This is a genomic window from Mameliella sp. CS4, assembly GCF_019392335.1.
Classification (GTDB): domain Bacteria; phylum Pseudomonadota; class Alphaproteobacteria; order Rhodobacterales; family Rhodobacteraceae; genus Antarctobacter.
In genome coordinates this window covers 1-869 of the sequence record NZ_JAHXRQ010000078.1, presented here as the reverse complement: position 1 = coordinate 869, position 869 = coordinate 1, and the positions used below count along the sequence as shown (strand labels likewise).

General features: G+C 66.7%; 1 protein-coding gene. It reads right to left on the bottom strand.

The features are described from left to right. The coding region (gene hemA / locus KZZ07_RS26590; RefSeq protein ID WP_219519924.1) for a 5-aminolevulinate synthase at positions 1-869 on the bottom strand (869 nt) is incomplete at both ends.

Below are 869 nucleotides of genomic sequence, written 5' to 3'. Positions count from 1 at the left end.
GCGACCGCATGCGCCAGGGCGCATTGCTTCCAGAGGAGGGTGAGGGCCTTGACCAGGTGGTCGATGTCGGCGTCCGAATGCAGCGGGCCGGGGGTGAAGCGCAGGCGCTCGGTGCCCTTGGGCACGGTCGGATAGTTGATCGGCTGCACGTAGATCCCGTAGTCGCGCATCAGGATATCCGCCAGCATCCGGCATTTCACCGGGTCCTTGATCATCACCGGGATGATGTGGCTGTCATTGGCCAGATGCGGGATGCCCTGCCGGTCCAGCGCCGCGCGCAGCCGCGCCACCTGGCGGCGCTGCTGTTTGCGTTCCGACTCCGACACCTTGAGATGCGCGATCGAGGTCTGCGCGGCCGCCGCCACCGCCGGCGGCAGCGCGGTGGTAAAGATGAAACCGCTCGCAAAGGACCGGATGAAATCGCACAGCGCCCGCGAGCCGGACACATAGCCCCCCATGCAGCCATAGGCCTTGCCCAGCGTGCCCTCGATCAGGGTGATCCGCTCCGCGAGGCCGCGCTCTTCGGCGATGCCGCCGCCGCGCGGGCCATAAAGGCCCACGGCATGCACCTCGTCGAGATAGGTCATGGCGCCATGCGCCTCGGCCACCTCGACGATCTCGGCCATCGGGCAGATGTCACCGTCCATAGAGTAGACGGATTCGAAGGCGACGATCTTGGGTGCATTGGCGGGCAGTTGCGCCAGCTTGCGGTCCAGGTCCTCGGGGTCGTTGTGGCGCCAGATCACCTTGCGGGCGCGCGAATGGCGGATGCCCTCGATCATGCTGGCATGGTTTGACGCGTCCGAGAGGATCACCGCATCCGCCAGTCGGCTGCCGAGCGTCGAGAGCGCGGCCCAGTTCGAGACGTA